The sequence below is a fragment of the Marinactinospora rubrisoli genome (assembly GCF_042664915.1).
Lineage (GTDB): Bacteria > Actinomycetota > Actinomycetes > Streptosporangiales > Streptosporangiaceae > Marinitenerispora > Marinitenerispora rubrisoli.
On sequence record NZ_JBHTBH010000003.1, the window covers coordinates 254420 to 280108 of the forward strand.

Genomic DNA, 25689 nt, shown 5'->3' on the forward strand with positions numbered 1-25689 from the left:
GCCGGTCGTGCCCACCGGGGCCGCCGCGGTGACGTCCGCGACGGCCCCGTTCGCGTTCCGCGCCCGGCGGTTCTGACCCGGATCTGACCCAGGATTGGGACGCCGCCCGGTTTGGGTAAGTATCGAGTAGTTCTGAGCCCTCATCCGGGAGGTGCGGGATGAAGATCAAAGGGCGTTGGGAAGACTGGGTGGCTCTGCTCGCGGGAGTCGCCGCGATGATCAGCTGGCTGTGGCACGGCATGCTCGGATACGGCATGGCCGCCATGTTCGTGCTCGGCATCCTCACGGTGCTCGCCGCGGTGATGTCGATCACCCGCCCCGGAGTCATCGCCACCGAAGCCGCCACGCTCGTCCTCGGGGTACTGATGTTCATCACCCCGTGGGCGCTGGGCTTCGCCGGGCACGCGGCGGCGGCGTGGACCGCCTGGATCGTCGGCCTGGTCATCGCCGTCGTGGGCGCCATCGGCCTGCCGATGAGCAACGCCGCACACCACCGGACCGTCCCGCACTGAGCGCGCCCGGCCACCCGGCCGGCGACACGGGACGACAAGGGCGGCCGGCCCGCGCCGACGGGCCGGCCGCCGTCGTGTGCGCGGGCCGGGTCGCGGCGCCGAGCGGGCACCAGGGGCGGCGGCGATCGCCCTAGGGTGAGGGCATGCAGCCCGACGCCCATCCCAGCGACTACGCCGAACGGGTCCTCGACGTCGTGGAGCGGATCCCGCCCGGGCGGGTCATGTCCTATGGCGACGTCGCCGAGTACCTCGGCGAAGGCGGGCCGCGCCAGGTGGGCGCCGTCATGGCGGCGTGGGGCGGTGGCGTGCCGTGGTGGCGGGTGATCCGAGCCGACGGCACGGTGGCACCGGGGCTGGAGGTGCGCGCTCGCGCCCATCATGCGGCCGAGGGGACCCCGCTGCGGCCGGGATCACACCGGGTCGACATGCGCCGCGCCCGCTGGGACGGTTCGGCGGCCGGCTGACCGGCCGCGGGCTCCGCCGGCCCGCCGGACCGGGACGCCGCAGGTCGAACGCCCGCTCCGGCGCCCGGCCCTCCCGTGCGCCGCGTGTCCCGAACGTCTGATGAACTAGGTCGGGTGAGCTCATCCCCGTACCGCCTCGTTCGCCGCGTGCGGCGAGCGGTGTCCGCGCCGGAGCTGGACGAGAACCAGCGCCGCGTCGTCGCGCACGCCGGCGGTCCGATGCTCGTGCTCGCCGGGCCGGGCACCGGCAAGACGACGACCATCGTCGAGGCCGTGGTCGACCGCATCGAGCGCCGCGGGGTCGACCCGTCCCGGGTCCTGGTGCTCACCTTCAGCCGCAAGGCCGCGCAGGAGCTGCGCGAGCGCATCACCGCGCGGCTGCGCCGCACCACCCGGGAACCGCTCGCCCTCACCTTCCACAGCTACGCCTACGCGCTCATCCGGCGGGAGTTCCAGCGTTCCGGAGACCTGCCGCCGCGGCTGCTGTCCGGGCCCGAGCAGTTGATGGAGATCCGCGAACTGCTCGCGGGGGAACTGGCCGACGGCGCGCGGACGTGGCCGGAGCGGCTGCGGCCCGCCCTGGCCACCCGCGGATTCGCCGAGGAACTGCGGGACTTCCTGATGCGCGCCGAAGAACGCGGGCTGGACGCCGGGGCACTCGCGGCGCTCGGCCGGGACCTGGGGCGTGACGACTGGACGGCCGCGGGCGGGTTCCTCGACCGCTACACCGGGCGGTTCGACATCGCGCCGGTCCCCACCTTCAACTACGCCGAACTGGTGCGGATCGCCGCGAACCTGCTCGCCGACCCCGGCATCCAGGCCCGCGAACGGGCCGCCCGGGAGGTGGTGTTCGTGGACGAGTACCAGGACACCGACCCCGCCCAGGAGGAACTGCTGCGGGCGCTGGCCGGTGACGGCCGCGACCTGGTCGTCGTGGGCGACCCCGACCAGTCCATCTACGGGTTCCGCGGCGCCGACGTGCGGGGCATCCTGGACTTCCCCGCCCGATTCCCCGCCGTCGACGGCCGGCCCGCTCCGGTGGTCGCCCTGCGGGTGTGCCGGCGCAGCGGCCCGGCGCTGCTCGACGCCTCCCGCCGGCTCGCCCAGCGGCTGCCCGCGGCGCCCAGCCCGAGCGGCGGCGGAGCGGGAAAGGCTCCGGGCGGGCGGGCGGTCAACGCGCACCGCGTGCTCACGCCGCTGCCGGACGCGCCGGCCGGAGCGGTGCGGGCGCTGCTCGCCGAGAGCAGCACCCAGGAGGCCGCGGTCATCGCCGACACGCTGCGCCGGGCGCACCTCCTCGACGGGGTCCCCTGGTCGCGCATGGCCGTGCTGGTGCGCTCCGCCACCCGCCAGATCCCGGTGCTGCGGCGCGCCCTGGCCGCAGCGGGCGTGCCCGTCGTGGTCGGCGGTGACGAACTCCCGCTGGCCGCTGAGCCGCTGGTGCGCCCACTGCTGCTGTTGCTGCGTTGCGCGCTGCACCCCGAGACCCTGGACGACGCCGCCGCGCACGAGCTGCTGACCAGCCCGTTCGGCGACGCCGACGCCGTGCTGCTGCGCCGGCTCGGCCGGGCGCTGCGGCAGCTGGAGCTGGACTCCGGCGGGCGGCGGCCCTCCGCGACGCTGGTCGCCGAGGCGCTGCGCGATCCGCGCGACCTCGCCATGGTCACGCCGGAGGTGCGCGGCCCCGCCGAGCGCGTCGCCCGCTACCTGGCCCTGGTGCGGGACCGGGCCGCGGCGGGCGCCTCCGCCGAGGAGGTGCTGTGGGAGGTGTGGCAGGCGAGCGGCCTGGCCGACCGGCTCTCGCGGGCCAGCCTGGCGGGCGGCCGGCGCGGGGCGGCGGCCGACCGGGACCTGGACTCCGTCGTCGCGCTGTTCGAGAGCGCGGCCCGCTACTGCGACCGGCTGCCGCCCGGCGTCCCCGAGGGGTTCCTCGACGACCTGGAGGCGCAGGAGATCCCCGCCGACACGCTGGCCGAGCAGGCGCCGCAGGGTGATGCCGTGCGCATCCTCACCGCGCACCGGTCCAAGGGGCTGGAGTGGGACCTGGTGGTGGTCGCCGGGGTCCAGGAGGGCGACTGGCCCGACCTCCGGCTGCGCGGCTCCCTGCTGGGAGTGGAGCACCTGGTGGACACCGTGGCCGGGTTCGCCGAGAGCACGGGCGCCGCGGTGGCCTCACGGCTGCTGGACGAGGAGCGGCGGCTGTTCTATGTGGCGATCACGCGCGCCCGCCGCTCGCTGGTCGTCACCGCCGTGGGCGGCGAGGACACCGAGGAACGCCCGTCCCGGTTCATCGGCGAGCTGGGTCTGGGCGAGCCGGAGCGGGTGGCCACCGGGCGGCGCTGGCTGTCGCTGCCCGCGCTGGTCGCCGACCTGCGTTCGGTGGTCACCGACCCGGACCGCCCCGAGCCACTGCGCCGTGCCGCCGCCGCGCACCTGGCCCGGCTGGCGGACGAGGGCGTGCGCGGTGCCGACCCGGACGAGTGGTACGCGCTCACCCCGTACTCCACCGACGAGCCGCTGGTCGGCGAGGAGGACCGGATCCGGGTGTCGCCGTCGCAAGTGGAGAAGTTCGGCAGCTGCCAGTTGCGCTGGCTGCTGGAGGTGGCGGTCGGGGCGCGTTCGGCCGAGCTGGCCTCGGCCATCGGGAGTATCGTGCACGCGCTCGCCGTGCTGGTGGCCGAAGGCGCCGAACTGCCCGACATCGAACGCCGGATGGACGAGATCTGGACCGAGCTGGACTTCGGCGGCCCCTGGTACGCGGAGAAGGAGCGGGAGCGCGCGGAGGCGATGGTGCGCAAGCTCATCGACTGGCACGAGGGGAACGATCGGGAACTGGTCGTCACCGAGGAGGGGTTCCGGGTCGACATCGGCGGCATCGAGATCACCGGCCGGGTGGACCGGCTGGAACGGGACGGCGCCGGGCGGGCCGTGGTGGTCGACATCAAGACCGGTTCGTCCCGGCCGGCCGCCGACGAGCTGGCCCGCCACCCCCAGCTGGGCGTCTACCAGCTCGCCGTGCTCCGGTCCGCCTTCGAGCGGTACGGCCTGCTGGAGCCCGGCGGCGCCGAGCTCGTGCAGGTCGGCGCCGCGGCGTACTCGGCGAAGGTCCGCGTGCAGGAGCAGCCCGCGCTCGGCGACGACCGCGACCCGGAGTGGGCGGACCGCCTCGTACGCACGGTCGCGACCGGGATGGCGGGGAACACGTTCGCGGCCGTGCGCAACGACGGATGCCGTACCTGCCCGGTCCGGTCCAGCTGCCCGGCGCACGAGGAGGGCGGGCGGGTGTGACACTCCGTGCCTCGGCGGCCGGGCACCGGTCAGGCCGGGCCCGGGTGCGCCGGCGCGTCGTAGACGAGGGAGTACCGCCAGAAGAGCCGGCGCCGGATCCGCGCACCGGGAAGCTCGGTTGCGGCGACGGCACGGATCTCGGCCAGTGTCTCGCGCGCCACGGCGGTCGGCGCGGTCATGTGGACCGGGAGCGCCCGCGCCCGCGCCGGGTGCTTGACCAGGCCCATGATCGGGTTGGCCAGCGCGGCGAGGGCCGCGGTGAGGTGGTCGCCCGGGCTCGCCTCCCGGTAGCACCCGACGATGACGAGCCGCCCGCCCGGGGTCAGGCATCCGCGCAGCTCCCGCAGGGTCTCGGCCAGCGGGAGGTGATGCAGGACCGCGACGAGGGTGATGGCGTCCCACCTGCGCTGCCGGGCGTGTTCCGCGAAGGCCGCCCGCTCGATCACCACCGTGTCGGTGTCCGAGAACCGGTCCGCCGCGACCCGCGCCGTGGCCGGATCCGGTTCCAGGCCGGTGACGGACGTGGCCCGGTGCCGGAGCAGCTCGACCAGGTTGCCGGTGCCGCACCCGATGTCGAGGACGTGCCGCGCCCCGCTGGCGGCGACCTGGCCGGCCACCCAGCGGCCGTAGAAGTCGTTGTGACTCCACGGGTGCCGCTGGTTGAAACGTTCGAGATGGGCGAGGAGAGCCATGCCGGAAGGCTAGCCTCGGTGCCGTCGTACGACTCCCCACTGAGCGCCGACGACGTACCGGCGCCGGATGCGTCGCGTCGTCCGGGACCTCGGGAGGGCCGCGTCGCCCGTGGCCGGGGCCGAGCAGGCAGGACGCGTTCCCTCGGACTCCGGCAACGACCCCGACGCGGAGCGGGCGAGAGCGGCTCGGGTGACGACGAGTCGTTGCGCCTCCCGGAGGACCGTTCCGGACGCCCGAGTACGCTCGGATGGTGCTGGCGGATGAACGGCCGTGGGAGACGGGCGGTGCTGTGGAGCGGCGCGCCGAGGCGGGGCCGATCTCATCACGAAGGTCCGTGACCGACCCGAGGAACAACGAGAGAGCGGCGCCGGGCAAGAGCGGCTACAGCGGCGGCGGAAACCGCGTGGAGGTCAACGGCCCGGCCCTGGCCACCGTGAGTTCCCAGCGAAGGAATGGGCGGCCTGCCCCACACAGGTCCGCCGATACATGACTGCCGCACGCGGTTTCGGACGCCCTGTCGCCCCACCGCGTGTCGGTACCGACCCCCCGGATGGACCCCGACGACCATGACCACCGCACCTCCTCGCCCTCCCTCGGCCCACGTGTTCACGCCCGCCGAGCTCGCGCGCATGCTCGGGCAGCCGGAGCCGACCGCCGAGCAGGCCGAGGTCATCTCCGCGCCGCTCGGTCCCGGCGTGGTCGTCGCCGGTGCCGGATCGGGCAAGAGCGAGACCATGGCCGGCCGGGTGGTGTGGCTGGTCGCCAACGGGCTGGTGCGCCCGGAGCACGTGCTCGGGCTGACCTTCACGCGCAAGGCCGCCGCCGAACTCGCCGAACGAGTGCGCCGCCGGCTCGACCAGCTCCGGGCCACCGAGCAGGTCCCGGCCGAGGTGCTCGACGGCGAACCCACCGTCTCCACGTACAACTCCTACGCCGCCCGCCTGGTCGCCGACCACGCGCTGCGCGAGGCGATCGAACCGTCCACCCGCCTGATCAGCGAGGCGCAGTCCTGGCAGCTGGCCGGCCGGGTCGTCAGCACCTACGACGGGCCGATGGACGACATCGACGTCGGCCCCGGCACCGTCACCGCCCGGCTGCTCACCCTGGCCGGCGAGCTGGCCGAGCACCTGCGCACCCCCGACGACGTGCGCGGCGTCGGCGACTGGCTGCGCGCCCGCGCGGCCGACCTGCCACGCCGGCCCACGGCGGACACCCGCCGGCTCCTCGCCGTGCAGCGCAGGCGTGAGCAGCTGCTTCCGCTGGTCGAGCGGTACGCGGCCGCGAAGGCCGCCCGCGAGGTGATGGATTACAGCGACCAGGTGGTGCTCGCGGCGCGGATCGCCGAGCGCCACCCCGAGGTCGGCATGGTGGAGCGCAGCCGGTTCCACGTCGTGCTGCTGGACGAGTACCAGGACACCAGTCACGCCCAGTTGGTGCTGCTCCGCTCGCTGTTCGGCGGCGGCCACCCGGTGACGGCGGTCGGCGACCCGTGCCAGTCCATCTACGGCTGGCGCGGAGCCAGCTCCGGCAACCTCACGAGTTTCCCCACCGACTTTCCCGAGGCGCCCGGACGCGCGGCGCGGGTGCGTCAGCTCGCCACGAGCTTCCGCAACGGCGAACGCATCCTGCGGGTGGCGCGGCACGTCTCCGAGCCGCTGCGCGCCGAGGCCGCCGACGTCCCGGTGCTGCATCCCGGACCGGCCCGCCGGGGGCGCGGCGCGGTGGCCTGCGGGCTCTTCGAGACCGACGTCGCCGAGGCCGAATGGATCGCCCGCACGGTCGAGACGGTCCTCGCCCAGCCCGAACACCTCGCCCCGGACGGCGCTCCCTGGCCGCCCGGTGAGGGCGGCGGCCGGATCACCCCGGGCGACGTCGCGATCCTGTGCCGTAAGCGCGCGCAGTTCCCGGTGCTGCGCGCCGCGCTGGAGGCGCGGAACATCCCGGTGGAGGTCGTCGGGCTGGGCGGGCTCATGACGGTGCCCGAGGTCCGCGACATCGTGGCCACCCTGCGGGTGCTGCACGACCCCGCGGCCGGCAACGAGCTGGCCCGGCTGCTCACCGGCCCCCGATGGCGGCTCGGCCCCCGTGATCTCGTCGCGCTCGGGGACCGCGCGAAGGAGCTCGCCGAACGGACCCGCCGCGACCTGCGCACCGCGCCGTCCGGCGCGGGCGAACCGTCCGGAGAACCGACCGGCCCCGCCGCGGGGGCCGACGATGGGACGACGGACCTGCTGCGGCAGACGGTCCTGGATCTCACGGCCGAGAACGGCAGCCTCGTGGACGCCCTGGACGACCTCGGCCCGGCGGAGCGCTACTCCGCGACCGGCCACGCCCGGCTGACCCGGCTCTCCGAGGAGCTGCGGGCCCTGCGCCGGCTGGTCGGCCAGCCGCTGCCCGACCTCGTCACCGAGGTGGAGCGCGCGCTCGGGCTGGACATCGAGGTGGCCGCCCGCCCGGGACGCGACCCGGTCGCCGCCCGCGCGGACCTGGACGCGTTCGTCGACGCGGCGGTCCGATTCGTCGGCAATAGCGACGATCCGACGCTCGGAACGTTCCTCAGCTACCTGCGCTCCGCGGAGGACGCCGAGAACGGCCTGGAACCGGGCGAACGGGTCGGCGGCAGCGACACCGTCAAGCTGATGACGGTGCACGCCTCCAAGGGGCTGCAGTGGCCGCTGGTGGTGGTGCCCGGACTGTGCGGAGGACGGTCGCCACTGTTCCCCACGAACGCGCGCGACTCCGGCGCCTGGCTGAAGCACGAACAGAAGCTGCCGTTCCCGCTGCGCGGCGACGCGGCCGGACTGCCCAAACTGACCGACGTCGGTAAGGCGGACATCGCGCGGTTCATCGAGGCGGACCAGGAGCGGCACCGGATGGAGGAACGGCGACTGGCCTACGTGGCCGTGACACGGGCCTCCTACGCGTTGCTGTGCACCGGTCACTGGTGGGGCGGTACCGCGCAGGGGCGGCGCGGGCCGTCGCCGTTCCTGGAGGAGATCCGGACGGCGTGCGAGGCCGGCGCCGGACGGGTCGCGGAGTGGGCGCCGCCGCCGGACGAGGGTGCGGCCAACCCGCGGCTGGTCGAGGTCGAGCCGGTCCCGTGGCCGCCGTCCGGCGACCAGGAGGGGGAGGCCGCGGAACGGGAGCGGCGGATCCGCAACGGGGCCGACCTCGTGCGGCGCGCCCGGGACGGCGCCGCCGCGGAGTGGCTGGCGTTACTCGACCGCGCCGACATGCCGCCCGCGATGCGGCGGCGGCTGTCCGGCTGGCAGCGCGACACCGACCTGCTACTCGCACACCGCGACGGACCACCGGACGCCGACGGGGCGATCCCCGTGGAGTTGCCCGCGCACCTCACGGTCTCATCGCTGGTGACCCTCGCGCGCGACCCCGCCGCGCTCGCACGGCAGATCCGCCGCCCCCTGCCGCGCCCGCCCGCGCCGCACACCCGCCGGGGCACCGCCTTTCACGCGTGGCTGGAGCAACGGTACGGCCAGCAGAGCCTGCTCGCGCCCGACGAACTACCCGGCGCCGCCGACGACGAGGCGGGCCCCGACGAGGACCTCGCGGAGCTGCGCCGCCTGTTCGAGGCCAGCGAGTGGGGCGGGCGCACTCCGCTGGACGTGGAGGTACCGTTCGAGACCATCATCGGCGACCGTCTGGTGCGCGGTCGGATGGACGCGGTCTTCCACGACCGCGAGCACGGCCATTACGACGTCGTCGACTGGAAGACCGGCCGACCCCCGGCCACCGAACGGGAACGCCGGGCGGTGGCCGTGCAACTGGCCGCGTACCGGATCGCATGGGCCGAACTGGCCGGTGTCCCGCTGCGGAACGTCCGCGCCGCCTTCCACTACGTGCGGGCCGACATCACCATCCGCCCCGCCGACCTGCTGGACGCGGCCGGCCTGGCCGCGCTGGTGGAACGAGTGCCCGAGGCGGAGTGACGGGGGATGGACGCCCCCCGCCGACAACCGACAACTCGTATCGCGCGCGGCCGGGGGATACCCGCGGCCGAGCGGCGCCCGTTCGGGTCAGGACACGACGCTGCCTCGGCGCCGAAGCGGCGCTGTCGATGGCGTCACGCGGACGCTGTGAGGGACGAGCCGCGCGGCGCGCTGCCGGCCGGAGCCATGCGCGAGGCGTTGTGCGGTACGCGGCTCGACGCCCCGCAGCAGGCGCTCAATCACCTCGAATGCCGGAAAATGCGATGAATTGCGGTAACGCGCCAAGGTCAGGAAGGCAGACGGGGCCGGCGCATCCCTCCGGCGAGCCTGAGGTTGACAGAGCGCCGACCCCCACACCAGAAATCCAAGAAAGGAATTCCGAGCCGGATGGTAGCCGAGGAGACCGTCACCGTGGAAGAGATCGCCGAGCGCTACAGCGTCTCCTGGTGGACCGTGTCCACGCGCTGGACCCAGGACCCGACCTGGCCGGAGTCGGTCGGCCGTAAGGGCAACGCCAAGCTCTACCTCGCCCGCCAGGTCGAGGCATGGATCGAGGGACGCCGGCTGACCCGGCCTCCCGAAGCACCGATCTTCACCCGCGACCCCGACGAGCTCATCGACCGGCCCACCATCGTGCAGGAGTCCGGCCTGGCCAAGGGCACGATCTACGCGAACTTCAGCCAGGGCCTCCTGGTCCCGAAGGAAGGCCACGCCCTCCGCGGCAACACCAAGGTGCGGCGGCGCGGGGACATCGCCGACCAGCTGCGCAAACGCAACACCTACCGCAAGAAGCGCACATGATATTCGGGGGCGCCGGCGCCTCGGCCATGGCCGCCGAACTCGACGCCGACCGGCCTCCGCATCAGGCGACGAACACCAGATACCCGACGTACCCCGAGGCGAGGAGTACCGCGAGGCCGCGGGTCCAGGGAGACGCCAGCGCGGGGCGGTCCCACGGGCTCTCGAACCTGCGCAGTGCCACGAGAAGCACGGCCAGCGCCGCCGCGAACGCCGGCAGCCACAGCAGACGAGCCGGTATCCAGCTCGGGTCCAGCGCGGTGGAGGTCAGGCCGGGCACGACCGGGCCGAGCAGGACGCCGAGTGCGCTGACCGCGACGAGTGCCGTCTGGTGCCAGCAGAAGATCGTCAGCGCGCCGACGTTCAGGGCGGCGACCATCGTCCAGAGGATCGGGCGCCGCAACGCACGTTCCAGGCGGTCGCGGAGCAGCACCGCCGCGCCGATCTGCGTCATGGCCAGCATGGGGACGAACAGCGACGGCGGGTGCGAGTTGCTGCGTCCGGCCCCCGGGATTCCGACGGCGCTGGCGGGGTAACCCAACGGGCCGACCAGCACGGCGAAGCCGACCGTGCCGAAGAGCAGCAGCGTGAGCGCGACCGGCCGGGTGAGCCCGCCGCGCGCCCACGAGACGCCGAGCTGGTAGGCGAAGAGCCAGACCGGCAACGCGTTGAGCAGGCCGATCCCGTCCGGGACCGCCGCGTGCCACGGTCCGTACCGGAGCAGGTCCACGACGGCGACGAAGGCCAGCGGGGGAACGGCGGCCAGGACCCCGAACCGGGCGTCCGCCGCGATCGCGTAGCCGGTCAGCGCGGTCACCGCCACGTACACCGCGATGAACCACATGGGCTGCACGGTCAGCACCGCGCCGCTGCGCACGGTCGCGGCCGGGACGCCGAGTGGCGGCAGCGCGACCACCAGCAGCCCCCACACCGCCGCCGCCAGCAGCACGGGCCGGACCAGGCGCACCAGCCGGCGACGCAGCCACGCGGCGTCGCCCTCGCCGCGTGCCCGGGCGCGTTCCAGCCCACGGGCGGCGACGTAGCCGCCGACCAGGAAGAACAGTCCGAGCATCTGCAGCACCCAGCTCAGCGGGGCGAAAGCGGGCATGTCCCGCAGCGAGCTGGAGACGCGCAGCCCACCGTCGGCCCAGACCACCAGCGCCGTCACGAGCCAGTGGCCGAGGACGACTCCGCAGATGGCGAGCGCGCGCAGACCGTCGATCGCCCGCTCCCGGTCAGGAGGCGTGGCACGTTCCACACGTTCGACGGCGCCTCGGAGCCCGCGTCCGAGCCGCCCCAGCCGGGACCGCCACGGCCCTTGGGCCCGGCCGCGTTCGATCCGTGCGTGGTCCTCGCGCATGCTCCCGTCCGTACCCGGTGGCGGACCGGGCGCACTTCGGTCGGCACAAGCATCACTTCTCGACCCAGGCGGCCGGGCGCGACACCCCGGCCAGGGGTCACGCGGCGCGCACCGGAACGTCGTCGTGGTCGCCGAGGACGATCCGCGCCGTGTTGGTCAGTGTGGCGCCCCCCGGCCGGTAGTACTGTTCGTGGCCGTGCGCCCCGGTCGCGGCGAAGACGCGGGCGCCGAAACCGGGAGCGACGGGATCGGCGCCGTGGCCGACCGGACCCAGCCGGATGTGGGGGACGAAGCGGATCCAGTCGTCGGCCGCGCGGGTGGCCCAGACACGGGCGTGCAGGCGGTCGGCGGTGTCGACACCCATGCCGGGACTGGCCAGCGCCACCACGTCGTCGGCCACCCCCGGCTGCCGGACGGCGAGGCCGCCCACCACGGAGCCGTAGCTGTGGCAGACCAGCGTCACGTGGACGCCCTCGGGCGCCCGGCCGCGGACGAGGCGGACGAAGCGGGCGAGTTCGGTGGCGCCTTCGCGGGCCCTGCCGCTGGTGACCGCCGCGAGGTTGAGCGACTGCGGGGGCAGGTACCCCAGCCACACGATCACCGCGACCCGGGCGTCCGGGCGCTGGCGCTGTGCCTCGGCGAGCAGATTCTCGCCGTTGCTGACCGGGACGGTGCCGGGGTGCTCGGGGTCGTTCCGGAAGTTGCCGAGGTGCTGGCCACTGCCCGGGACGACGATCGCGACGTGCTCCGCCGTCGCGAGGTCGCCCAGTAGCTCGACGATCCGTCCGGAGCCGGCCGGGTCCTCGGCCAGCACCTGACGGCCACCGGACGGCACGGCCGTGTAGTCCAGCGGGCCTGGTACCGCCTCGGCGGCGGCCGGGCCGGCCGTGCCGAGCATCGCGGCCAGCAGCGCCGGCACGGCAAGTGTTCTGGTGAGTCGAGCCATGGCGGGAACGTTAGAAAGCGCGCTACCGCCCGGTCGTCGCTCTTGGGAGTGGTTCCGGCCCTGGCTCCGGGGAGCGACCGCTGTGCGGTGGAACCGGGGAGGCGGGTGACGTGTCGCGCTCGCCGCTCCCGTGGGTCCCTGTCACTGGGCCCGGGCACAATGTCGGTCATGACGATGAGTGATCGCCCGCTCCCTCCGACCATCGCCGACGAGCGCACCATGCTGGAGGGGTGGCTCGAGTTCCAGCGCGGCACCCTCGCCATGAAGTGCGCCGGGCTGGACGACGCGCAGTTGCGCGAGGCCGCGGTACCGCCGTCCCGGATCACCCTGCTCGGCCTGGTGCGCCACATGGCCGAAGTGGAGCGCAACTGGTTCCGCCGGATTCTGCTCGGTGTGGAGATCGCCCCGATCCATGGGCGTGACCTGAGCGGGATCGACGGCGGATTCGACCTCGCCGGCGCGGACGGTATCGATGAGGCGCTCGCCGTCTGGCGGGCGGAGATCGCCGTTGGCGCCGAGAACGCCGCCAAGCTGTCGCTGGACGACACCGTGCCGCTCCCGGAACTCGGCGCCGACATCAGCCTGCGCTGGATCTACCTGCACCTGATCGAGGAGTACGCGCGCCATAACGGCCACGCCGACCTGATCAGGGAACGGATCGACGGCCGCACCGGCGTCTGAGCGTTCGGCGGGCCGGATTCCGGGCCGGGCTCAGGCGAGTCCGTTCTCGTAGCAGAACACCACGGCCTGGGTGCGGTCCCGCAGCCCCAGCTTGGTGAGGATGCGCCCGACGTGCGTCTTCACGGTCTGTTCCGCGAGGAACAGCTCCTCGGCGATCTCGGAGTTGGACAGCCCGCGGGCGATCTGGCGGAGCACGTCCACCTCCCGTGGTGTGAGGTCGGCGAACGCCTCGGGGCGGGCCCGGATCCGTTCGCGGCGGCGGCGCGCGATGTCCGCGATCAGGCGCTTGGTCACCGACGGCGCGAGCAGCGCCTCGCCCCCGGCCACCACCCGGACGGCGGAGCGCAGGTCCTCGACCGGCGCGTCCTTGAGCAGGAACCCGCTCGCGCCGGCCCCCAGCGCCTCGTAGACGTACTCATCCAGGTCGAAGGTCGTGAGGACGAGGACACGGGTACCGGTGGCCGGATCGCCGTCGACGGCGGTGATCTCCTGGGTCGCGGCGAGGCCGTCGAGCACCGGCATCCGCACGTCCATCACCACGACGTCGGGCCGGTGCCGCCGCGCCAGCTCCACCGCCTCACGGCCGTTGGCGGCCTGCCCGACGACGCTGATGTCGGGGGCGGCGTCCAGCAGGGTGGCGATGCCGTCGCGCACCATGGCCTGGTCGTCGGCGACAACTACGGTGATGGGCACGGCGCTCAGCTTACGGCCTTGCCCGGTGGGACGATCCGGGCGCCGTCGGACCGCTCCGCAGGAGGCGGGCCGACCGCCGCGCCCGTTCGGGACGCCGCTAATCCGTGGACGGGTCGGCGAGGGGGAGTTCGGCCCGCACCTCGAAGCCGCCTTCGGGCAGCGGCCCGGCGCGGAGCGTGCCGCCGAGCATGGCGACGCGTTCCCGCATGCCCACCAGGCCGTGACCACCGGAGTCGAGGCCGGGGACGCCGCCGGATTCCTCGGCACCGGAGTTGCGCACCCGTACGACGAGCAGGCGGTCCGTGTGGGCGACCTCGACGTGCACGTCGGCGCCGGGAGCGTACCGCCCGGCGTTGCTCAGCGACTCCTGCACGATCCGGTACACCGACAGGCCGACCGCGCTCGGCAGGTCGTCCGGAGGGACGGTGACGTCGACGGTCACCCGCATCCCGGCCTGCCGGGCCCCCGACACGAGATCGGGGAGCCGGTCGAGGCCCGGCTGCGGAGCGCGCTCGGCGTCCTCCCCCTCCGCGCGCAGCAGACCCACCACGCGCCGCATCTCGGTGAGCGCGTCGCGGGCGGTGTCGCGGATGGTGTGGAACGTCGCGGTCGTCTCGGGGGAGAGACCGGGGTACTTGTAGGGGGCGGCCTCGGCCTGGATGGCGATGAGCGACATGTGGTGCGACACCACGTCGTGCAGCTCCCGCGCGATGCGCGAGCGCTCCTCCAGCACGGCCTGGCGGGCGCGGTCCTGGCGGCGCAGGGCGCTCTCCTGCGCGAGTTCGCGCTGCGCCGTGCGGCGGGCCCGCACGTTGCGGCCGTAGGCGAGCACCGCGACCGCGACGGCCGCCACCCACAGCGACTGCAGCAGCGGCGTGCCGGCCAGCAAGCTCGCCGCGAGAACGTCGAAGAGCACGGTCACCGCGCCGACCCCGACGGCGATCCGTCTCGGGTAGCTGATCGCCACCAGGTAGAGCACCACCGGCAGCGCCAGCAGCACGGCGACGGGCCACGGCCACAGCACGCTCGGCGAGGTGCCGCCCGGGACCGTTGCGGGTGTCGGCGTTCCCGCGACGCCCGCCACGAGCAGCAACGCGAACAGGCCGACGGCCATGAACCGCCACGTGAGCAGCGGCGAGCGGGCGACGAGGGCCAGCGGGAGCCCCATGGCGAGCCCCAGCACCACCGCGATGGGCACGTCGAGGCTGAAGAAGCTCACGATCTGCACGGTCGTCAGCGAGGTCACGGCGGCGCCGGTCAGGAACAGCAGGAGCCACGCGAGGTACTCCCGGGTGGACGCCGGCCCGGACGCGCGGCCGGGCTCCCCGCCTTCCGTGTCGGCGCCGTCCCGCTCCGCTCCGGGCTTCGCCGATTCGTCCGGCAGGACGAGCCACAGCAGCAGATACAGCACGCCTCCGGTCAGCCCCAGCAGGCAGCCGGCCGAGAAGAGCACCCGCAGCGCGACCGTCCGCCACGGCGACCCGCCGGCGAGTGCCCGGCACACTCCCGCCACGAGCCGCCCCTCGACCGGGCGGCGCGGGTGCTCGGGGAGGCGGAACGGGCCGCCGGGCCGTTCCGTGGGCGCCCGCCACAGCGCGTCCAGGACGCCGTCCCACACGGGGATCGACGCTCGCCGGCGTTCCGGTCGGGTGTCGCCGGGGGCGTGGCCCGAAGTCGTGGGCGCCTCGCGCCGTACCCGGACGTTGTCGCCCGCGATCAGCAGAACGGCGGCCAGCACGATGCTCCACACCACGGCCGCCGCCTCGCCGTCCGTGGTGCTCCACGAGACGATCGCCATGGCCGCGGTACAGCCGCCGACCCCGGCCACCACGTGCCGGGGATACTGCGTGCCCACGAGGAAGAGGAGGGGCAGGTAGCAGGCGATCGTGGCAAGGGGAGGCTCCACGAAGACGCCCGGTAGCGCCCGCATCACGAACAGCACGGCGGGCAACGCCGCGGTCAGCCACCGCCAGGCCACCAGCGGACTCCGGCCCACCAGGATGACCGGCAGCCCGAGCAGCAGGCCGGCGACGGCCGCCAGCGTGGTGGGAAGGCCCGCGTCGCCCAGCTGGGCGGTGTCGGCGGCGGTGACGGCGGCCGCGACCAGCGCCAGGAAGAGCTGCCGGTTGGCGCGGTCGCGGCCGTGCGCCTCCGGACGCTGGCCGATGCGGACCAGCCAGACCACGGGGTAGGCGAGCGCCGGCAGCAGGAGAACGACGCACATCAGCCGCACGAGCAGCAGCGGCCAGCCGCGGCGGTCCGCGAAGCCCGCGCAGATGCCGCCGAGCACCGCCCGCGGGCTGGTCACGGTGGGGAGGGTGAACCGGGGCAGCTCGGCGGCGGCCGTCCGGACGGCGTCGCGCAGCGCGCGCCGCACCAGTCCGCTGACGGTGTGGGCGTCGTTGGCCGCACCGCCGGTCGTGTCCGCTGTCCGCTGATCCTCGCCCATCCCGCCGATCCGTCCGGCCGACTCGCGGCCCTTCGGCGACCGCCTGACATGCTCACACTAGGCGGGGCGGTGGGCGGCCGGCCGTCCCTCCACAGGGCGAGCCGGGGTAGCCCGGGAGTAGGGGGTGCCGTCGGAGGGCGCGCCGCACTCCCCGGGAGCGCGCACCCCGGCGGATCGACACCGGAACGTCATTCCACCGTCCCCGGGATGACGTCCGGCCTCGACAGCGTTGCGCATTGGGGGCGGACCGCTGTACACAGACCTCGGCGATCCCACCACCGGATGAACGACGAGACGAGGAGCCATTCCCTTGACGGAGGACGTGCGCGCCTACATCGAACGGCACCGTGGCGAGTTCGTCGCCGCCCTCAAGGAGTGGCTGGCCATTCCGTCCATCTCGGCGGATCCGGCGCGCGCCGACGACGTCCGGCGGTCGGCGGAGTGGCTCGCGGCACACCTCAGGGCGACCGGGTTCCCCACGGTCGAGATCTGGCCGACCGGCGATACGTTCCCGGCCACGCAGAAGGATGGTGCGTTCCCGGCCACGCAGGCGGGCGGCGCCCCCGCCGTCTTCGCCGAATGGCCGGCCGCCGACCCCGACGCCCTGGTGGTGCTCGTCTACGGGCACCACGACGTCCAGCCGGCCGACCCCGTGGAACTGTGGGAGACCCACCCGTTCACCCCCGTCGAACGCGACGGGCGGATCCTCGGCCGTGGCGCCTCCGACGACAAGGGCCAGGTGCTCTTCCACACGCTGGGCGTCCGCGCCGGCCTCGCCGCCTCGGGCGCGACGGCGCCGCCGGTCACCCTGCGGCTGCTCATCGAGGGCGAGGAGGAGTCCGGCTCCCCGCACTTCGGCGCCCTGCTGCGGGCGCACCGCGACCGGCTGGCCTGCGACGTCGCGGTCATCTCCGACACCACGATGTGGAGCGCCGACACCCCCTCGATGTGCGTGGGGATGCGCGGCCTCACCGACTGCCAGATCGACGTGTACGGCCCCGACGCCGACCTGCACAGCGGCTCTTTCGGCGGCGCGGTGCCCAACCCGGCGCACGCCCTGGCCGCACTGCTCGCCGGACTGCACGACGCCGACGGGCGGATCGCCGTCCCGGGGTTCTACGACGACGTGGTCGAGATCACACCCGAGGAGCGCGACCTCATCGCCAAGCTGCCGTTCGACGAGGCCGCCTGGTTGCGCACCGCCCGCAGCACGGCGGCGGCCGGTGAGGCCGGTCACACCACGCTGGAACGCGTCTGGGTCCGCCCGACCGCCGAGGTCAACGGCATGTGGAGCGGCCACACCGGCGCCGGGACCAAGACCATCGTGCCCCGGTCCGCGCACGCCAAGGTGAGCTTCCGGCTGGTCCCCGACCAGGAGCCGGCGCGGATCCAGGAGCTCGTGCGGCGCTACGTCGCCGCCGCGACGCCGCCCGGCCTGCGGGCCACCGTTACCTTCGCCGGGCCGGGCGTGCGCCCGTGCGCCTCCGACCTCGGATCTCCCGCGGTGCGCGCGGCCCGGAGCGCCATGCGGCGGGCCTTCGGCACCGAGGTGCTGTTCACGCGTGAGGGCGGCAGCGGGCCCGAGGCCGAGATCGCCGACGTCCTCGGCGCGCCCCTGGTGTTCGTCGCGGTCGGCCTGGACGAGGACCGGATCCACTCGCCGAACGAGAAGGTCGACGTTGCGCTGCTGCTCAAGGGCGCCGAGAGCGTCGCCTACCTGTGGACGGAGCTGGCCGCCGTGCTGCGGCGCGGCGCCGGCACGGCCCCGTGACCTCGCCCGGTGCCGGGCGCCCGCCCGGCACCGCCGGTCATCCCCGCCGACGGTGCCGGACGTCCCCGCCACCGCACGGTCGGACGACCACCGGATGACCCTTCGCCCCGCCTGTCTTCGGACCACCGGAAAGCACGATGCCTGACACCCACCTCACCCCCGCCCTGTCCCGCAGCGCCGTCGATGTGGCCGCCCACCGCCGCGCCGACGACGTGTGGCTGGCGTCCGCCTGGGCGGACCCGGCGACCCGGGTTCTCGTCCTGGAGGGCGGTGACCCGGGAGAGTACGGCTGGCAGGGGCTGATGGCACGCCAGTCCCGGACCCTCGTCCGGCACGACCTCGACGGCGTCCGGCTCGTGCTCGTCAGCCCGGCCGAGGCGCCCGACGGCGACCGCTATCTCCTCGGCGAGGACGAGGAGGGGCGGGCGTACTTCGCGGTGCGCGCCAAGCCCGGCACGGAGCTCGCCGAAGCCGACGGAGCCGTCGCCGCCTCGCTCCGCGACGTCGGCGCGGTCCTGGGCGACCGGGACGCGGGCCTGCTCACGCACGCCGTGGCGCTGGCCAACTGGCACGTCACCCACCTGTACTGCCCGCGCTGCGGCTCGGCCACGCGCAGCTCCGCCGCCGGGCACGTCCGGGTGTGCGAGCGCGAGGGGAACGAGAACTTTCCGCGCATGGACCCGGCCGTGATCATGCTCGTGTACCGGGAGGTCGACGGCGTCGAGCAGTGCCTGCTCGCCCACAACCCGCGGTGGCCGGAGAACCGGTACTCCGTCCTCGCCGGGTTCGTGGAGCCGGGCGAGTCGCTGGAGCAGGCGGTGGTGCGCGAGGTGGCCGAAGAGGTCGGCGTCGCGGTGGCCGACCCCGAGTACCTGGGCTCCCAGCCCTGGCCGTTCCCGCGCAGCCTGATGCTCGGCTACCGGGCGCGGGCCGTCGGCGAGGCGCGGCGCACCGACCACGACGAGATCGGCGATGTGCGCTGGCTGTCCCGTGGGGAACTGGCCGCCGCCGTCGAGAGCGGCGAGGTGCTGCTGCCGGGTTCGGTCTCGATCGCCCGCAAGCTCATCGAGCACTGGTACGGCGCCGGGTTGCCGGGCGACTGACGGGCCGCCGGGCGGGACCGGGCCGGCCGGACCGCCCCCGGCGGCCCCGGCCAGGTGTCACGGCTTGCGGCGCGCCGGACCCGCCTGCGCCGCGGCACCCTCGCGCGCCAGTTCGCGTGGCAGCGGGGTCAAGGGGTTGTGGGAACTCGTGGTGACCTCGCGGGCGAGGTCGGCGACTCTTCGGCCGCGGGAACGGGCCGCGTGGCGCAGCCGCTCGAACGCCTTGCGCGGCGTCAGCCGGTACCGCTCCGAGAGCACCCCGATGGCCTGCTCGACGACCACCCGGGTGTGCAGGGCGTGCTCCAGCTGCGACACCGTGATGCGCAGCCGCTCGATCTCGCTGGCATCGTCCTCGGCGCGGGGGGGAGCGGACACACCGGACTCGGCCGGCGTCTCCTCGGCGGCCAGCAGGTCCGCGAGCACCATGGCGTTGAGCAGGTCGGGCAGTTCCTCGCCGGACTGCACGCGCCATCCGTCCGAGGTCCGCCGGATGAGGCCGACCTTGGACTGGTCGTCACCGAGAACCGTACTGTCAGGCGTCACGTCATCCCCCATTTCACTTCCCCGTAGCCGAAGCGGGCCCGCCGTCCGGCCGCCGCCGGACGGCGGCCACGACTACGACTGCTGCCCGAGTTTCTCCTTGACCTGTGACAGCGAAGGGTTGGTCAGTGCGGTGCCGTCCGCGAAAACGACGGTCGGTACCGTCTGGTCGCCCCCGTTGACCTGCATCACGTACTCGGCCGCTGCCGGATCCTGCTCGATGTCGATCTCGTTGACCGCGATGCCCTCGCGCCCCAGCTGGCTCTTCAACCGCCGGCAGAAACCGCACCACGGTGTGGTGTACATGGTGATCTGCGCGGTCGCGGGGGTGGTCATGGGGCGTCTCCTTCTGGCCGAGTGGACATTCACCGCCTAGAGCAACGTCAGAAACCGTGCCGAGCTTCCCGAACGCGGTCGAGGTTGGCAGGTGAGACGCAGGTCGGCCCACCCAGGTTCCCGCATTCCGGCGTCGCCGGGGTAACGACCGTCCACAGGCGCGAAATCCGGTCCGAGGTCCCGCCCGGCCGCTGGCCGATACTTGAGAGACTGGTCGGACGGACGCGACCGGCGCGACCCACGGTGCGGCACGGACACCGGTCGCCATGCCGGACCACTGGCGGATTGGAGACGCGGCCACATGGATCCTGACGGCGTGCTGGCGGGGCTCGACCCCGAGCAGCTGGCGGCGGCGCGCGCGGTGCGCGGACCGGTGTGCATCCTCGCCGGTGCGGGCACCGGCAAGACCCGCGCCATCACCCACCGTATCGCCTACGCGGTGGCCAGCGGCGTCGTCGCCGAACAGCAGGTCCTCGCGGTGACCTTCACCGTCCGCGCCGCAGGTGAGATGCGCGGACGGCTGCGCGCCCTCGGCGCACCGCGGGTGCAGGCCCGCACCTTCCACGCCGCCGCGCTGCGCCAGCTCTCCTACTTCTGGCCCGAGGCCGTCGGCGGTCCCACCCCCACGCTGATCGACCGCAAGGTCCAGGTGGTCGCGCACGCCGCGCACGCGTGCGGGCTGCAGCTCGACCGCACCGGCCTGCGCGACCTCGCGAGCGAGATCGAGTGGGCCAAGGTCACCCAGGTCCGCCCCGCCGACTACGAGTCCGCGGTGGTCAAGGCCGGCCGCACCGCGCCCATCGCCGCGCGCGACGTCGCCCGCGCCTACGACGCCTACGAGGAGCTGCGCCGCGAGCGCAACCTGCTCGACTTCGAGTCGATGCTGGAACTCACCGCCGCCGTCATCACCGAATCGCCGAAGATCGCCGCACGGGTCCGCGACCAGTACCGCTACTTCGTCGTCGACGAGTACCAGGACGTCAACCCGCTGCAGAAGCTGCTGCTCGACGCGTGGCTGGGCGATCGCGACGACGTCTGCGTCGTCGGCGATCCCAGCCAGACCATCTACTCGTTCGCCGGTGCCACCCCCGGCTACCTGACCGGGTTCCCGGCCGCCTACCCGCACGCCACCGTCGTGCGGCTGGTCCGCGACTACCGCTCCACCCCGCAGGTCGTGCGGGTCGCCAACGCCGCGCTCCGGCACGCCCGCGGGCCCGCCGCCCAGCAGCGCCTCGAACTCGTCGCCCAGCGCCCCGACGGCCCCGACCCCACTTACACCGAGTACGACGACGAGCCGGCCGAGGCCACGTCGGTGGCCCGCAAGATCGCCGCGCTCATCGAGTCCGGCACCGCCGCCCGCGAGATCGCCGTGCTGTTCCGCACCAACTCCCAGTCGGCCACCTACGAACAGGCGCTGTCCGACGCCGGGGTCCCCTTCACGGTGCGCGGCGCCACCCGGTTCTTCGACCGCCCGGAGATCCGGCAGGCGGTGCACACGCTGCGCGGCGCCCGCAACGGCGCCGACGGCGACCCGCTGGTCGCCACGGTCCGGCACATCCTGGTACCGCTCGGTCTCACCGAGAGCCCGCCCGAGGGGCGCCAGGCCCGCGAACGCTGGGAGTCGCTCGCGGCCCTCGCCCAGCTGGCCGAGGACGTCGCCGCGGCCCACCCCGGCGCGACCATGGCCGACTTCGTCGGCGAGCTCGACGCCCGCGTGGCCACCGAGCACGCCCCCGAGCTGGAGGGCGTCACCCTGGCGTCGCTGCACGCCGCCAAGGGCCTGGAATGGGACGCGGTGTTCCTGGTCGGCCTCACCGAGGGCATGCTGCCCATCGTCTACGCCGAGACCGACGACGCGGTCGAAGAGGAGCGCCGGCTGTTCTATGTCGGAGTCACCCGCGCCCGCGAGCACCTCGCCATGTCATGGGCGCTCGCGCGCGCGCCGGGCGGCCGGCGGAGCCGCAAGCCGTCGCGGTTCCTGGACGGACTGCGCCCGGCGTCGCCGTCGCTGGCCGGCCAGCGGGCCGAGCGGCGCCGCCAGGCCCGCACCGTGCAGTGCCGGATCTGCTCGGCCACGCTCACCGACGCCGCCGAGCGCAAGATCGGCCGCTGCGTGGACTGCCCGGCCGACTACGACGAGGAGCTGCTGGAGCGCCTGAAGGCGTGGCGGCGCGAGACCGCCTCCGAGCAGCAGGTGCCCGCCTACGTCGTCTTCACCGACGCCACGCTGCAGGCCGTCGCCGAACACGTGCCCACCAGTGCGGCGGAGCTGTCCCGCATATCCGGAGTGGGTGCCGTGAAACTGGAACGATACGGCGACGCCGTGCTCGCGCTGTGCGCGGGACGGGAGCCGGATGGCGGCGCGGCGGCCGGTGGGGCGCCGGACGGCGGAGAGGAGGAACCGCGATGACCAGGGACGAGCACGGCGGGCAGACGCTGGACGACTTACTCGGCATCCTCGACCTCGAACCCATCGAGGTCAACATCTTCCGTGGCCGCAGCCCCGACGTCGGCCCGCAGCGGATCTTCGGCGGCCAGGTGGCCGGGCAGGCGCTGGTGGCCGCCGGCCGGACCGTCCCCTCCGACCGGCACGTGCACTCGCTGCACGCCTACTTCATCCGGCCCGGCGACCCCGCGGTGCCGATCGTCTACGAGGTCGACCGGGTCCGCGACGGCCGTTCCTTCACGACCCGGCGGGTGACCGGCATCCAGCACGGCAAGGCCATCTTCACCCTCTCGGCGTCCTTCCACCACGTCGAACCGGGCCTGGAGCACCAGGCTGCGATGCCCGACGTTCCCGCCCCCGACGAGCTGCCCACCATGCGCGATCGCCTCTATGACCTCGTCGGGAGAGTGCCGCGCTCCGCCAGCTGGCACCCCATCGACATGCGCCCCGTGGGGCCGCTGTCCATCGAGGCCGAGCACGACCCCAGCCTGCGCACCACCCGCAACCTCATCTGGCTACGGGTCGGCGAGACCCTGCCCGACGACCCGCTGCTGCACGTCTGCCTGATGACCTACGCTTCGGACCTGTCGCTGCTCGACACCGTGCTGCTCGCGCACGGACGCTCCTTCTCCGGCATCGCCATGGCCAGCCTCGACCACGCCATGTGGTTCCACCGCCCGTTCCGCGCGGACGACTGGCTGCTGTACGCCCAGGAGACCCCCACCGCGGCGGGGGCGCGCGGGCTGGCCCGCGGTCTGGTGTACACCCGCGGCGGTGACCTGGTGTGCTCGGTGGTGCAGGAGGGGCTGATCCGGCTGGTCGCCGACCGCGGCGAGTCCGCCTGACCGAGTCGGCGCATCGCCGTGACCCACGGCCGGATCCGGGCGAAACCGCAGGTCAAAAATAGGTTGCCGGGTTTCCGGAAATCCATCTAGTCTTTACGCCATCACGTTCGCGCCAGTCGCGTGAGAGGATCACGCGACTTCACATGTGAGGAGGTGCCCCGTCCAATGCTGAGCCTGAACTATGAGGTCGTCGAGTCGTTCCCGACCGTCCGGGGCGCCGATCACGGCACTGGCGCGTCCTCTGACACCGCCTTCGCGTCCATCTGGCGCGGCGGTGTCGGCATCGGCGTCGATAGCGAGCCGCGGCGCAGCGGCGGTCGCGAGGGCTCGGCCCTGTCGGCCGGCGGAGCGCAGCCCATCAGCGTGCTGCTCACCGGCAAGCGCCAATCCCAGCGTCTCCGCACCGAATCCGACCTCGCAGGAACCCCGCGCCCGCTGGGCGCAGTGGGGAAGTGTCCACGGAGTTCACCGGCTTAGCCGTCAAGGCCGGCTCGTCCTCCCGTGGCCGCGGATCCCCACACAGGGGCCGCGGCCATTCTGCTGTCATCGGAGCTTTTCCCGTCCACCCGTGGACGCGGACGCTCCGCACGCCAGCGCCGGTCAAGGCCCCATCGCCGGGTGAACTCCCGGCTGGAATGTCGCCTACCGCGTTGAACGCAAACGACAGGGAGGACACCGATGCTTGCGTCGGTCCTGGAAACCCCGTGGCTCGGAGAGGTAGAGGTGCCCTGCCGGCTGGAGCCGGACCTCTTCTTCGCCGAGGCCCCGGCCGACGTCGAGGCCGCCAAGGCGGTCTGCGCGGACTGCCCGGTCCGTGAGCAGTGCCTGGCCGACGCTCTGGAACGGCGCGAGCCGTGGGGCGTCTGGGGCGGCCAGCTGCTCGTGGCCGGCCAGGTCGTCGCCCGCAAGCGCCCGCGCGGCCGTCCGCGCAAGGACGCCCAGCCGGTCGCGGCCTGACCCGCCGGGACGCTCGGCCCCGATTCACCACTTCACCCACGTCGCAACAGGAGACCACCATGCTGCTCCACGAACTCGTCCAACTTCAGAAGACCGTCGACCTCAAGCGTGAACAGCGTCAGCGGCTCAACGCACGACTGCTCCGCGCCCAGCTGCGGGAGCGTCGCCGTGCGGAACGGGCGCTCACGGAAGCGCGGTACGCACGCCTGTGTTGACGGAGGGGCGCGGCCGGTCCACCCGGCCACGCCCCTCACCTCCACCGCATCCGGCCCGGCCGGCGCCACCGCCGGCCGGGCCCGCTTGAGCGCGGGGCCGGACGCCGCTCGTCGTCGCGCTCGGCGGCTACGGACGCTCGACCACGGGCCCCTCACGGAAACCCGGTACCCACCGCTCCAGCTCGGCACGGACCGGCACCTCCGCCTCCAGTTGGCACAGCACCCCGGTCGCCGCCATCACCACGCGGTGGATCAGCAGATAGGACGGCGGCAGGTTGAGCTCGCGCAGCACGCTGTCGGGCTGGCGCCGGGTGAGCCGCCGCGCCTCGCTCCGCAGCCAGTCGCGGCTGAACGCGAACCGCTCGTTGCGCGCCGGCTCCGCGCTGGGCATCAGGAATTCCAGTACCGCCTCCGGCTCCACCCGGGAGTCCGCCGACAGGAACCCTTCGTCGACCAGCCCGCGCACCACGGTCGCCGCGTCACCGCGCAGTCCGATGCTGACCAGCCGTCCGAACGCGGGCGGGAGCCCGTCCGGCAGCCGGTTCACCGCGCCGAAGTCCAGCACGGCGAGCCGCCCGTCCGGGAGCAACCGGAAGTTCCCGGGATGCGGATCGGCGTGCAGCAGCCCGGCCCGCTCGGGGCCGGAGAACAGGAAACGGGTGTACAGCAGCCCCGCGTGGTCGCGCTCCCGCCGGTCGCCGTCGGCGATCACGGCCGAAAGCGGACGCCCGGTCAGCCACTCCGTGACCAGCACCCGGTCGCACCCGGCCAGCACCTCGGGGACGGCGATGTCCGGGTCGCCGGCGTAGGCGTCGGCGAACCCGGTCTGGGCGTCGGCCTCCAGCCCGTAGTCGACCTCCTCGACGATGCGGTCCTTGAGTTCGGCGAGCAGCGGCCGGACCTCCAACCCGGGCATGATCAGCGTGAGCATCCGGCTGATCCGCGCCAACTGGTGGAAGTCGCTGAGCAGGGCCCGGTGTGCTCCGGGATACTGCACCTTGACCGCGACCTCGCGCCCGTCGTGCCAGACGGCGCGGTGCACCTGACCGATCGACGCGGCGGCCGCGGGTTCGTCGGGGAAAAACCGGAAGAGCCGCCGCCAGTCCGGACCGAGGCTGTCGCGCAGCACCTCCTGGACGGTGTCCGGCGGCATCGCCGGGGCGGCCTCCTGCAGCCGGGTCAGCGTGGCGCGGTAGGGCTCGGCGAGTTCGTCCGGCAGGGCGGCCTCGAAGATCGACAGAGCCTGGCCGAGCTTCATCGCGCCGCCCTTGAGGTCGCCGAGTACCTCGAACACGTGCTCGGCCGTGCGGCGGTGGACATCCTCGCTGACCTCGTCGGCCGAGCGTCCGCCGATCCGTCGGCCGAGGCCGATGGTGGTCCGGCCGGCGTACCCCAGAGGAAGGGACGCCAGCCTCGCGGTGCGCGTGAACGCGCGTCGGGGCAGATCGGTCACCGTCTCATTGTCACCATCGAGCGCCGGGGTGGAAGAGCGCCCCGGCCCATCGTCGCGATCAAATCGTGATCTCGCTCTCGGCGTGGCGGGGCGCGGCCGGCCGCGGCCACCCCGGGGGCGCCGCCACGGGCCACCAGCACGGCGGACGACCGCGGCGAGACGCCCGCCCGGACAGGGGACGTGGCCGCCGCG

The 25689-nt window shown here is 74.0% G+C and carries 21 protein-coding genes; 13 read left to right on the forward strand and 8 right to left on the reverse strand.

Annotated features, from left to right (window positions below; translation table 11 throughout):
• The first annotated feature begins 158 nt into the window (after nt 1-158).
• From ACFQRF_RS07940 to ACFQRF_RS07950, 3 genes are all read left to right on the forward strand, one after another.
• Nucleotides 159-512, forward strand: a complete 354-nt coding sequence (locus ACFQRF_RS07940) for an SPW repeat domain-containing protein (RefSeq protein WP_379870095.1) — start codon at nt 159-161, stop codon at nt 510-512.
• A gap of 143 nt (nt 513-655) precedes the next feature.
• Nucleotides 656-976: an MGMT family protein gene (locus ACFQRF_RS07945; protein WP_379870096.1), complete on the forward strand. Its 321-nt coding sequence runs from the start codon at nt 656-658 to the stop codon at nt 974-976.
• 114 nt (nt 977-1090) lie between these two features.
• Complete coding sequence (locus ACFQRF_RS07950) at nt 1091-4264, forward strand: ATP-dependent helicase (RefSeq protein ID WP_379870098.1); 3174 nt, start codon at nt 1091-1093, stop codon at nt 4262-4264.
• A gap of 29 nt (nt 4265-4293) precedes the next feature.
• Here ACFQRF_RS07950 and ACFQRF_RS07955 read toward each other — a convergent pair whose 3' ends face one another.
• Nucleotides 4294-4956: a class I SAM-dependent methyltransferase gene (locus ACFQRF_RS07955; protein ID WP_379870100.1), complete on the reverse strand. Its 663-nt coding sequence runs from the start codon at nt 4954-4956 to the stop codon at nt 4294-4296.
• Between the two features lie 567 nt (nt 4957-5523).
• Here ACFQRF_RS07955 and ACFQRF_RS07960 point away from each other — a divergent pair.
• The gene (locus tag ACFQRF_RS07960) at nt 5524-8904 is read left to right on the forward strand and encodes an ATP-dependent helicase (protein ID WP_379870101.1); all 3381 of its coding nucleotides are present in this window, start codon (nt 5524-5526) and stop codon (nt 8902-8904) included.
• Nucleotides 8905-9291: 387 nt separating this feature from the next.
• Nucleotides 9292-9705, forward strand: a complete 414-nt coding sequence (locus ACFQRF_RS07965; protein ID WP_379870103.1) for a hypothetical protein — start codon at nt 9292-9294, stop codon at nt 9703-9705.
• Nucleotides 9706-9766: 61 nt separating this feature from the next.
• On the opposite strand, the gene ACFQRF_RS07970 is transcribed toward ACFQRF_RS07965, so the two are convergent.
• Both ACFQRF_RS07970 and ACFQRF_RS07975 read right to left on the reverse strand, forming a co-directional pair.
• Nucleotides 9767-11062 carry an acyltransferase family protein gene (locus ACFQRF_RS07970; protein ID WP_379870104.1) on the reverse strand — a complete coding sequence of 432 codons (1296 nt, stop codon included), beginning with the start codon at nt 11060-11062 and terminating at the stop codon, nt 9767-9769.
• 97 nt (nt 11063-11159) lie between these two features.
• Nucleotides 11160-12008 (reverse strand): alpha/beta hydrolase, encoded by an 849-nt coding sequence (locus ACFQRF_RS07975; RefSeq protein ID WP_379870106.1) that lies wholly within the window; start codon nt 12006-12008, stop codon nt 11160-11162.
• Nucleotides 12009-12182: 174 nt separating this feature from the next.
• Here ACFQRF_RS07975 and ACFQRF_RS07980 point away from each other — a divergent pair, with 174 nt between their 5' ends.
• Entirely contained in the window at nt 12183-12689 is a 507-nt protein-coding gene (locus ACFQRF_RS07980) for a DinB family protein (protein ID WP_379870423.1), read from the forward strand.
• Between the two features lie 30 nt (nt 12690-12719).
• Here the strand turns inward: ACFQRF_RS07980 and ACFQRF_RS07985 are convergent, their stop codons facing one another.
• Nucleotides 12720-13382 carry a response regulator gene (locus tag ACFQRF_RS07985; RefSeq protein WP_379870108.1) on the reverse strand — a complete coding sequence of 221 codons (663 nt, stop codon included), beginning with the start codon at nt 13380-13382 and terminating at the stop codon, nt 12720-12722.
• A 97-nt stretch (nt 13383-13479) separates the two neighbouring features.
• Nucleotides 13480-15831, reverse strand: a complete 2352-nt coding sequence (locus tag ACFQRF_RS07990; RefSeq protein WP_379870109.1) for a histidine kinase — start codon at nt 15829-15831, stop codon at nt 13480-13482.
• 304 nt (nt 15832-16135) lie between these two features.
• Here ACFQRF_RS07990 and ACFQRF_RS07995 point away from each other — a divergent pair, with 304 nt between their 5' ends.
• Nucleotides 16136-17602, forward strand: coding sequence for a dipeptidase (locus tag ACFQRF_RS07995; protein ID WP_379870425.1), 1467 nt, complete (start codon nt 16136-16138; stop codon nt 17600-17602).
• Between the two features lie 137 nt (nt 17603-17739).
• The gene (nudC, locus tag ACFQRF_RS08000) at nt 17740-18705 is read left to right on the forward strand and encodes an NAD(+) diphosphatase (RefSeq protein ID WP_379870111.1); all 966 of its coding nucleotides are present in this window, start codon (nt 17740-17742) and stop codon (nt 18703-18705) included.
• Between the two features lie 57 nt (nt 18706-18762).
• On the opposite strand, the gene ACFQRF_RS08005 is transcribed toward nudC, so the two are convergent.
• Nucleotides 18763-19260, reverse strand: a complete 498-nt coding sequence (locus ACFQRF_RS08005; protein ID WP_379870113.1) for an ANTAR domain-containing protein — start codon at nt 19258-19260, stop codon at nt 18763-18765.
• Nucleotides 19261-19320: 60 nt separating this feature from the next.
• The gene (locus tag ACFQRF_RS08010) at nt 19321-19581 is read right to left on the reverse strand and encodes a mycoredoxin (protein WP_379870114.1); all 261 of its coding nucleotides are present in this window, start codon (nt 19579-19581) and stop codon (nt 19321-19323) included.
• Nucleotides 19582-19882: 301 nt separating this feature from the next.
• Between ACFQRF_RS08010 and ACFQRF_RS08015 the strand changes: the two genes are divergently transcribed.
• The 5 genes from ACFQRF_RS08015 (at nt 19883) to ACFQRF_RS08035 (ending at nt 24044) form a co-directional block, all read left to right on the forward strand.
• A complete protein-coding gene (locus ACFQRF_RS08015) occupies nt 19883-21991 on the forward strand; it encodes an ATP-dependent DNA helicase UvrD2 (protein ID WP_379870115.1) in 2109 nt (702 codons plus the stop codon).
• The gene (locus ACFQRF_RS08020; protein WP_379870117.1) at nt 21988-22872 is read left to right on the forward strand and encodes an acyl-CoA thioesterase; all 885 of its coding nucleotides are present in this window, start codon (nt 21988-21990) and stop codon (nt 22870-22872) included. The genes ACFQRF_RS08015 and ACFQRF_RS08020 overlap by 4 nt, the downstream gene beginning before the upstream one ends.
• A gap of 165 nt (nt 22873-23037) precedes the next feature.
• A complete protein-coding gene (locus ACFQRF_RS08025; RefSeq protein WP_379870118.1) occupies nt 23038-23349 on the forward strand; it encodes a hypothetical protein in 312 nt (103 codons plus the stop codon).
• A 201-nt stretch (nt 23350-23550) separates the two neighbouring features.
• On the forward strand, nt 23551-23829 hold the full coding sequence (locus ACFQRF_RS08030; protein ID WP_379870120.1) for a WhiB family transcriptional regulator: 279 nt from the start codon (nt 23551-23553) through the stop codon (nt 23827-23829).
• 59 nt (nt 23830-23888) lie between these two features.
• Entirely contained in the window at nt 23889-24044 is a 156-nt protein-coding gene (locus ACFQRF_RS08035; RefSeq protein ID WP_379870121.1) for a hypothetical protein, read from the forward strand.
• A 127-nt stretch (nt 24045-24171) separates the two neighbouring features.
• Here ACFQRF_RS08035 and ACFQRF_RS08040 read toward each other — a convergent pair whose 3' ends face one another.
• Nucleotides 24172-25497 (reverse strand): ABC1 kinase family protein, encoded by a 1326-nt coding sequence (locus tag ACFQRF_RS08040; protein WP_379870123.1) that lies wholly within the window; start codon nt 25495-25497, stop codon nt 24172-24174.
• Between the last annotated feature and the right edge of the window lie 192 nt (nt 25498-25689).

What these genes read in the sequence shown, in the direction of transcription:
- ACFQRF_RS07945 (WP_379870096.1), top strand. Translation starts at nt 656, where the DNA reads ATGCAGCCCGACGCCCATCCCAGCGACTACGCCGAACGGGTCCTCGAC.
- ACFQRF_RS08020 (WP_379870117.1), top strand. Translation starts at nt 21,988, where the DNA reads ATGACCAGGGACGAGCACGGCGGGCAGACGCTGGACGACTTACTCGGC.
- nudC (WP_379870111.1), top strand. Translation starts at nt 17,740, where the DNA reads ATGCCTGACACCCACCTCACCCCCGCCCTGTCCCGCAGCGCCGTCGAT.
- ACFQRF_RS07990 (WP_379870109.1), bottom strand. Translation starts at nt 15,831, where the DNA reads ATGGGCGAGGATCAGCGGACAGCGGACACGACCGGCGGTGCGGCCAAC.
- ACFQRF_RS07965 (WP_379870103.1), top strand. Translation starts at nt 9,292, where the DNA reads ATGGTAGCCGAGGAGACCGTCACCGTGGAAGAGATCGCCGAGCGCTAC.
- ACFQRF_RS08005 (WP_379870113.1), bottom strand. Translation starts at nt 19,260, where the DNA reads ATGGGGGATGACGTGACGCCTGACAGTACGGTTCTCGGTGACGACCAG.
- ACFQRF_RS07960 (WP_379870101.1), top strand. Translation starts at nt 5,524, where the DNA reads ATGACCACCGCACCTCCTCGCCCTCCCTCGGCCCACGTGTTCACGCCC.
- ACFQRF_RS07980 (WP_379870423.1), top strand. Translation starts at nt 12,183, where the DNA reads ATGAGTGATCGCCCGCTCCCTCCGACCATCGCCGACGAGCGCACCATG.
- ACFQRF_RS08030 (WP_379870120.1), top strand. Translation starts at nt 23,551, where the DNA reads ATGCTTGCGTCGGTCCTGGAAACCCCGTGGCTCGGAGAGGTAGAGGTG.
- ACFQRF_RS07955 (WP_379870100.1), bottom strand. Translation starts at nt 4,956, where the DNA reads ATGGCTCTCCTCGCCCATCTCGAACGTTTCAACCAGCGGCACCCGTGG.
- ACFQRF_RS07970 (WP_379870104.1), bottom strand. Translation starts at nt 11,062, where the DNA reads ATGCGCGAGGACCACGCACGGATCGAACGCGGCCGGGCCCAAGGGCCG.
- ACFQRF_RS08035 (WP_379870121.1), top strand. Translation starts at nt 23,889, where the DNA reads ATGCTGCTCCACGAACTCGTCCAACTTCAGAAGACCGTCGACCTCAAG.
- ACFQRF_RS08010 (WP_379870114.1), bottom strand. Translation starts at nt 19,581, where the DNA reads ATGACCACCCCCGCGACCGCGCAGATCACCATGTACACCACACCGTGG.
- ACFQRF_RS08015 (WP_379870115.1), top strand. Translation starts at nt 19,883, where the DNA reads ATGGATCCTGACGGCGTGCTGGCGGGGCTCGACCCCGAGCAGCTGGCG.
- ACFQRF_RS07975 (WP_379870106.1), bottom strand. Translation starts at nt 12,008, where the DNA reads ATGGCTCGACTCACCAGAACACTTGCCGTGCCGGCGCTGCTGGCCGCG.
- ACFQRF_RS07940 (WP_379870095.1), top strand. Translation starts at nt 159, where the DNA reads ATGAAGATCAAAGGGCGTTGGGAAGACTGGGTGGCTCTGCTCGCGGGA.
- ACFQRF_RS08025 (WP_379870118.1), top strand. Translation starts at nt 23,038, where the DNA reads ATGCTGAGCCTGAACTATGAGGTCGTCGAGTCGTTCCCGACCGTCCGG.